Raw genomic sequence first — 7569 nt, 5'->3', positions numbered from 1 at the left:
GGAACGCCACGCGAAGCGTGACGTCCCCGAAAACCAGCACGAACCCCTATGAACCAGCCCCGCCAGGATTGACGAAACAGATAGGGGCACCCCCCACCGAAGAAGACGCACAACGGCGCCCCGCCCCTGACCGGCCCGCGCGAGACAACCGGAAAGAGACACGAGACGACCGGAAAGGTGGTCCCGCAGCCATGAGCAGTCCTGAGCCGCTCCCAGATGCGATACATCCGGAAACATGGTCTTCTGACCAGATGAGCAGCACCCGAACGGGTGACCCCGTGGGCGCCGATCCCCGCCGCTGGTGGGGCCTGGTGATCATCGCGCTCGCGCAGCTGATGGTCGTCCTCGACGCGACCATCGTGAACATCGCCCTCCCCTCCGCACAACGCGACCTGGGGATGTCCGACGGCAATCGCCAATGGGTGATCACCGCCTACACGCTGGCCTTCGGCGGCCTGCTGCTGCTCGGTGGCCGGGTCGCCGACCTGGTCGGGCGCAAGCGGACGTTCATCTTCGGGCTGATCGGCTTCGCCGTCGCCTCCGGGCTCGGCGGCGCCGCCACCGGCTCCGGCATGCTCTTCGGCGCCCGCGCGCTGCAGGGCGTCTTCGCCGCGGTGCTCGCCCCCTCCGCCCTGTCCCTGCTGACCACGACCTTCACCGACCCCAAGGAACGCGGCAAGGCGTTCGGCATCTACGGCGCGCTGGCCGGCAGCGGCTCCGCGATCGGCTTCATCGTCGGCGGTCTGCTCACCGAGTACCTGAACTGGCGCTGGTGCCTGTACGTCAACATCCCCATCGCGGTCGTCGCCGTCGTCGGCGCCTTCGCGCTGCTGCACGACCGCCCCGGCCACGCGGACGCCCGGCTCGACGTGCCCGGTGTGCTCCTGGGCTGCGGCGGACTGGTCGCCATCGTGTACGGCTTCAGCGAGGCCGAACCGCGCGGCTGGAGCGACCCGCTGGTGCTGGGGCTGTTCGCCGCAGGAGCCGTACTGCTGGCGTCGTTCGTGTGGTGGCAGGCGCGGGCGCCCATGCCGCTGCTGCCGCTGCACGTCGTCAAGGACCGCAACCGGGCCGGCTGCTTCCTGACCATGGCGCTCGCGGTGATCGGGATGTTCGGGCTGTTCCTGTTCATGACGTACTACCTGCAGGTCGTGCTCGGCTACTCGCCGGTGCGGACCGGACTGGCGTTCCTGCCGCTGACGGCCGCGATCATCACCGGCTCCACCCAGATCTCCGCACGGCTCATGAACCACGTGCCGCCGCGGCTGCTGATGGTGCCCGGCATGATCCTCGCCGCGAGCGGCATGCTGATCCTCACGCGGATGACGGTCCAGTCCTCGTACACCACCGAGATCCTGCCCGCGCTGCTCCTCATGGGCCTGGGCATGGGCCTGACCTTCATGCCGGTCTTCGCGACCGCCACCGCGGGTGTCGCCCCGCAGGACTCCGGCGTGACCTCGGCGACCGTCAACACCTCGCAGCAGGTGGGCGGTTCGATCGGTACGGCGCTGCTCAACACCATCGCCACCAGCAGCGGCGCCGCCTACGTCGCCGCCCATCTGCACAACCCCGCCCAGCGGGCCCTGATCGTCCGGCAGGGCGTGGTCCACGGCTACACGATCGCCATCTGGTGCGCCGCCGGGATCATGCTGCTGGCGGGAGCGGTGGCCGGCCTCATGGTCACGGCGAGCGCCCCGAAACACGGAGTGCCGGCCGACGCGCCGGTCCCGGAACCGGTGGGATAGGGCGCCCGCCACACAGACGGGGAGGGGCCGCTCGGACCGCGGGCCCCTCCCCTTTCGCCGGCGCGACCGTCGTCAGTGCCGTCCCGCCACCCGGTCCGCGAAACGCGCCAGCTTCGACGACTGGGCGCTGTGCGTGGTCACTTCGCGGCGGTCGGCGGCGCGGTAGGTGGCGTACATGCCGTGCACGCCCAGCCAGCGGAAGGGCTCGGGCTCCCACTTGCGGACCTTGTGGCCGACCCACGGCAGGTCGGTGAGGTCGGTCGGGCCGCCCTGGCCGGAGTCCAGCTGGACCAGGTCGCGCAGCGTGCGGGCGGCGAGGTTGGTGGTGGCGACGCCCGAACCGACGTAACCGCCCGCCCAGCCGAGGCCCGTCGAGCGGTCCAGGGTGACCGTCGCGCACCAGTCCCGGGGCACCCCGAGGACCCCCGACCAGGCGTGCTCGATCCGCACACCGGCCAGCGCGGGGAAGAAGGCGACGAGGATGTCGCGCAGCGCCCCGATCGTCGCCTCCTGGGTGCGACCGTCGTTGTCCGTGCGGGATCCGAAGCGGTACGGCGCCCCGCGTCCGCCGAGCGCGATCCGGCCGTCGGCGGTGCGCTGCGCGTACATGTAGGCGTGCGCCATGTCGCCGAGGGTCTCGCGCCCTGCCCAGCCGAGGGCCTGCCACTGCTCCTCGGTCAGCGGCTCGGTCGCGATCATCGAGGAGTTCATCGGCAGCCAGGTCCGCCGCTGCCCCTTCAGGTTCGCGGTGAAGCCCTCGGTGCAGCGCAGGACGTAGGGCGCGCGCACGGTGCCGTACGGCGTGACCGCGTGCTTCGGGCGGATCTCCGTCACCGGTGTCGACTCGTGGATGGTCACGCCGAGCGCCTCGACGACCGCCGCGAGCCCCTTCACCAGCTTCACCGGGTGCAGCCGCGCCCCGTGCGGGGTCCAGGTCGCGCCGACGGCGCCCGCGACCCGGATCCGCTCGGCGGTCTCCCCGGCGCCGTACAGCTCGCGGTCCTTCTCCCCGTACGACAGCTCGTGCGCGTGGAAGGCCTTCAGCCGCGCCAACTGCGCGGGTGTGCGGGCCACTTCGAGGACCCCGCCCTTGTGCAGGTCGGCCTCGACGCCCTCCTCCCCGGCCACCCGGACGACCTCGTCCACGGTGTCGTTCATGGCCTTCTGCAGCCGTACGGCCGCCTCGTGCCCGTGCAGCGCCGCGTACCGGTCGCGGCCCGCGATCCCGTTGTAGAGCCAGCCGCCGTTGCGGCCCGAGGCGCCGTACCCGCAGAACTTCTGCTCCAGGACGGTGATCCGCAGGAAGGGCGCCGCCTTCTTCAGGTAGTACGCGCTCCACAGTCCCGTGTAACCGCCGCCGACGATCACCACGTCCGCCGTCGCGTCCCCGGGCAGCGGCTCGCGCACCGCGGGAAGGCCGTCGTCCGCGTACCAGAAGGAGATGCCGCCGTTGACGACCGCGCTTGCCGTAGGGCTCATGAGCAGGAAGTTAACCCCTCAGCGCGGCCCATGTCTCCTTCGGATTCCATGCTTTTCCGTGCCCTGTGGTCAGCGGATAGCACGCCAGCCCGATCAGCACCGAGACGAAGTGCCCGAAGCCCGTGAAGGTCGGCGAGGTGGCCAGCGGGACCCCGTAGTAGCCGAGCACCCCGGCCAGGTACAGGTACCGCCAGGGTGCCGCGATCCGGTACGTCAGCACCCCCATCACCCCCGCCAGCGCGTAACTCACCCCGATGTCGAGGGTGTTGACCGCCGAGTGCGGGGCCATCCCGTCGTTGACCGCCTTCAGCAGCGCCGCCTCGCTGAGCAGCGTCGCCAGCACGTGCGCCGCCACGCACACCATCAGCCAGCGCACGATCCCCAGCCAGCGCTCGGCCTGCGCGTGGAAGACCGTGTACAGGAACGCGTACGGCAGCCAGTGCCCGCCGTCGATCCACAAGGCGCTCTGCAGCAGCACCCGGCCCGGGTTTCTCGACAGCTCGTGGATGTTGGTGGACCGCTGCCGCAGGAAGTCCTGCTCGAAGTCGGGGGACATGTGATGCAGGGCGACGGTCGTGACGAACAGGATGCTCAGCCAGACGTAGGTGCCGGGCGCGCTGCACACATAACCCCACACCTTGTGGCCGAGGCCCCGGTCAATTCGCATGAGGCGATTCACGCATGTCAGTAACCTCGGTCAGATGATCGACATTCCGGACGGGCTGATCGCCCAGCACGTACGGTACGGCGGGGAGGCGGGACGCGCATTCGTCGCGGGCCTGCCCGAACGGGCCGAGCGGTTTCTGGAGCACTGGGAGCTGCGGCTGGACGGCCCCTCGATGCACGGCCGATGCGCGCTGGTGCTGCCCGTGCTGCGGGCCGACGGCACCCCGGCCGTGCTGAAGCTCCAGGACGTGGACGAGGAGACCGTCGGGGAGCCGGTCGCGCTGCGCGCCTGGGACGGCGACGGGGCCGCCCGGCTCCTGGACTGCGACGGCGCGACGGGCACGCTGCTGCTGGAGCGGCTCGACGCGGGGCGCCTGCCGGCCGACCTGCCGGACACCCGCGCCGCGACGCTGGTGGTCGCCCGGCTGCTGGCCCGGCTGACGTCCGTCCCGGCCCCTGCGGGGCTGCGCCGCCTCGCCGACCTCGCGCCCCGGCTCCTGGAGCGGGCCTCGGCGGTCCTGGCCCGGGTCCCCGACCCCGCCGACCGGCGCCTGCTCGCGGACTGCGCGGCGGCGGTCCGCGAGGTCGCCGACGAACCCGGCGACCGGCTCCTGCACTGGGACCTGCACTTCGAGAACGTCCTCGGCGCCGACCGCGCCCCCTGGCTGGCCATCGACCCCAAGCCGCTCGCCGGCCACCCCGGGTTCGACCTCTTCCCGGTGCTGTGGAACCGCTTCGACGCGGACGAGGTGCGCTGGCGCTTCGACGCCATGACGGACGTCCTGGCCCTGGACCGGGCAGCGGCACGCGCCTGGACCCTGGGCCGGGTGCTGCAGAACTCGGTGTGGCAACTCGAGGAGGCCCGCACCCCCCTCCCCGCCCACCTGACCATCGCGCGCCGCCTGTTGGACCGCGCCCCAAAGCCCTCGCCGCACATCCCGCGCAGCGCATAGCCTCGCCGCATGATCCGACCCGCCACGCCCACCGACGTCCCCGTCATCCGCGCCCTCATCCACGATCTGGCCACCTACGAGAAGGTCCCGCACGAGGCCAGGGCGACCGAGGCCCAGCTGACCGCGGCCCTCTTCGGCGACCGGCCCGCCGCCCACGCCCACATGGCCGTCGACGACACCACCGGCGAGCCCGTCGGCTTCGCCCTGTGGTTCCTGAACTTCTCCACCTGGCGCGGGGTCCACGGCATCTACCTGGAGGACCTCTACGTCCGCCCGGAGGCACGCGGCGCCGGCCACGGCAAGGCGCTCCTCGCCGAGCTGGCCCGCATCTGCGTCGAACGCGGCTACCAGCGCCTGGAGTGGGCGGTCCTGAACTGGAACACCCCGTCCATCGCCTTCTACGAAGCCCTCGGCGCCCGTCCCCAGGACGAGTGGACGGTCTACCGCCTCACCGACGCGGCCCTGACGGCACTCGGCACGCAGGGCCCGCGGGAGTGACACGAAGGTCCAGGTCAGAGCGGGTCTGACCTGGACCTGGAAGAGCCCCCTGTCGGATTCGAACCGACGACCTACGCATTACAAGTGCGTTGCTCTGGCCAGCTGAGCTAAGGAGGCCTGCACGTGCGCGATCGCGGGCGTGCCCGTGCAGTGTACCCAGGCCCCAGGCACCGCCTGTCGAAAATTTCCGCGAAGTTCACATGCCTTCAGGTACTGACATCCGGCTGAACGGCAGGTACCGTCCTGTGCCAGTTCACCCTCGTGGACTACACCACCACCTTCCTACAACGGATCGTCCGGCACGTTCCTGCCGGTAGAAGGGGGCCCATTCACCATGGCCACTGTCTCGTTCGACAAAGCGACCCGGATCTACCCGGGCACCGAGAAGCCCGCCGTCGACGGCCTGGAGATCGAGGTCGGGGACGGCGAGTTCCTCGTCCTGGTCGGCCCGTCCGGCTGCGGCAAGTCCACCTCGCTCCGCATGCTCGCTGGGCTCGAGGACGTGAACGCCGGCGCCATCCGCATCGGTGAGCGCGACGTCACGCACCTGCCGCCGAAGGACCGGGACATCGCCATGGTGTTCCAGAACTACGCGCTGTACCCGCACATGACCGTCGCCGACAACATGGGCTTCGCGCTCAAGATCGCCGGCGTCAACAAGGCGGAGATCCGCAAGAAGGTCGAGGAGGCCGCGAAGATCCTCGACCTCACCGAGTACCTGGACCGCAAGCCGAAGGCGCTCTCCGGTGGTCAGCGCCAGCGTGTCGCGATGGGCCGCGCCATCGTGCGTGAGCCGCAGGTCTTCCTCATGGACGAGCCGCTGTCCAACCTCGACGCCAAGCTGCGTGTGTCGACGCGTACCCAGATCGCCTCGCTGCAGCGCCGCCTCGGCATCACCACCGTCTACGTCACCCACGACCAGGTCGAGGCCATGACGATGGGCGACCGGGTGGCCGTGCTCAAGGACGGTCTGCTCCAGCAGGTCGACTCGCCCCGGAACATGTACGACCGGCCCGCCAACCTCTTCGTCGCCGGCTTCATCGGCTCCCCCGCCATGAACCTGGTCGAGGTGCCGATCACCGACGGCGGTGTGAAGTTCGGCAACAGCGTCGTCCCGGTCAACCGTGACGCCCTGAAGGCCGCCTCCGACAAGGGCGACCGCACGGTCACCGTCGGTGTCCGCCCCGAGCACTTCGACATCGTCGAGGAGAACGGCGGCGTCGCGAACACCCTGTCGAAGGACACCGAGGACAAGCCGGCCGGTCTCGCGGTCTCCGTGAACGTCGTCGAGGAGCTCGGCGCCGACGGCTACGTCTACGGCACCGCCGAGGTCGGCGGCGAGACCAAGGACCTCGTGGTCCGGGTCGAGGGCCGCCGGGTCCCGGAGAAGGGCGCCACGCTGCACGTCGTGCCGCGTCCGGGCGAGACCCACGTGTTCTCGACCTCCACGGGCGAGCGCCTCACCGACTGAGACGGCTGACGCCTCGCACAGCCACCAACCCGGGTGAATTTCACCCGGGTTGACGAGAAGGGCCCCGCCACCTGCTGCGGGGCCCTTTCCGTTGTCGACAAATACCCCGGCAGACCGGTCATTTCGAGCGCCGTACGTCAACCCAGTACCCAAAAAGAGGCACGAGTTCATCCCCCGAACCGGTGACTAAATGTCGCCATATCAGCACCGAACGCTACCCTCACTCGCGTGAAGCACTCCACTAACCCTCAGACCCGACGCGGCCAGGGCCCCGCCCGCCGGGTCGGCCGTACCCTCGCCTTCGTCCTGCCCGTCCTTCTGGTGCTGTCCGGGACCCTCGCGGTCACCCGGGTCAACTGGACGGGGAGCCCGTCCAACTCGGTGCTCACCGCCTCCGACGCGATCGACGACGCCAAGGCCGCGGCGCCGGCGCACCGGGCCCCGCAGGAGGTGCTGCGCGACCAGCTCCTGGCCGAGTTGCAGGACAAGAACCCCGGCGTGGTCCTCACGCACCTCCAGGAGGCCGTGAACGGGCGCCCCTCGCTCGCCGGGCACTGCGCCTGGATCGCCCGCGCGCTCGGCCGTGCGGCGGCGCGGGTGTACGGGCCCTCGAAGGCGCAGTCGTTCGCCCGCCCGGTCTGCGACACGTCCTTCGCCACCGGCGTGGTGGCCGCGCAGGGCTGAGCGGATGCCCCTCCTCCGGTTCGGTACTGTTCGATTCGGAGGAGGGTAACGGCTGATTAAGGATGGGTTGCCC

The 7569-nt window shown here is 70.6% G+C and carries 7 protein-coding genes and 1 tRNA gene; 5 read left to right on the top strand and 3 right to left on the bottom strand.

The window, feature by feature from the left end; all coding sequences use genetic code 11:
• The first annotated feature begins 251 nt into the window (after nt 1-251).
• Complete coding sequence (locus tag ACIRVK_RS30025; RefSeq protein WP_404252500.1) at nt 252-1745, top strand: MFS transporter; 1494 nt, start codon at nt 252-254, stop codon at nt 1743-1745.
• 72 nt (nt 1746-1817) lie between these two features.
• Here ACIRVK_RS30025 and ACIRVK_RS30020 read toward each other — a convergent pair whose 3' ends face one another.
• Entirely contained in the window at nt 1818-3224 is a 1407-nt protein-coding gene (locus ACIRVK_RS30020; protein WP_404252498.1) for an NAD(P)/FAD-dependent oxidoreductase, read from the bottom strand.
• 10 nt (nt 3225-3234) lie between these two features.
• Nucleotides 3235-3891 carry a rhomboid-like protein gene (locus ACIRVK_RS30015; protein ID WP_404252496.1) on the bottom strand — a complete coding sequence of 219 codons (657 nt, stop codon included), beginning with the start codon at nt 3889-3891 and terminating at the stop codon, nt 3235-3237.
• Here ACIRVK_RS30015 and ACIRVK_RS30010 point away from each other — a divergent pair.
• Together ACIRVK_RS30010 and ACIRVK_RS30005 are read left to right on the top strand one after the other, a co-directional pair.
• Nucleotides 3890-4843, top strand: coding sequence for an aminoglycoside phosphotransferase family protein (locus ACIRVK_RS30010; protein WP_404252494.1), 954 nt, complete (start codon nt 3890-3892; stop codon nt 4841-4843). The two genes, ACIRVK_RS30015 and ACIRVK_RS30010, sit on opposite strands and share 2 nt — an antisense overlap.
• 9 nt (nt 4844-4852) lie before the next feature.
• Nucleotides 4853-5341 (top strand): GNAT family N-acetyltransferase, encoded by a 489-nt coding sequence (locus ACIRVK_RS30005; protein WP_404252492.1) that lies wholly within the window; start codon nt 4853-4855, stop codon nt 5339-5341.
• 43 nt (nt 5342-5384) lie between these two features.
• On the opposite strand, the gene ACIRVK_RS30000 is transcribed toward ACIRVK_RS30005, so the two are convergent.
• Nucleotides 5385-5458: transfer RNA gene (locus ACIRVK_RS30000), tRNA-Thr, on the bottom strand.
• Between the two features lie 217 nt (nt 5459-5675).
• On the opposite strand from ACIRVK_RS30000, the gene ACIRVK_RS29995 reads away from it, so the two are divergent.
• Both ACIRVK_RS29995 and ACIRVK_RS29990 read left to right on the top strand, forming a co-directional pair.
• A complete protein-coding gene (locus ACIRVK_RS29995) occupies nt 5676-6812 on the top strand; it encodes an ABC transporter ATP-binding protein (protein WP_404252490.1) in 1137 nt (378 codons plus the stop codon).
• Between the two features lie 228 nt (nt 6813-7040).
• Entirely contained in the window at nt 7041-7496 is a 456-nt protein-coding gene (locus tag ACIRVK_RS29990; RefSeq protein ID WP_404252488.1) for a hypothetical protein, read from the top strand.
• The last annotated feature ends 73 nt before the right edge of the window (nt 7497-7569 follow it).

Origin of the sequence: Streptomyces sp. NPDC101152 (assembly GCF_044768275.1) — a bacterium.
Lineage (GTDB): Bacteria > Actinomycetota > Actinomycetes > Streptomycetales > Streptomycetaceae > Streptomyces.
The sequence above is the reverse complement of the archived record's forward strand: the minus strand, read 5'-3'. Positions and strand labels throughout refer to the sequence as shown.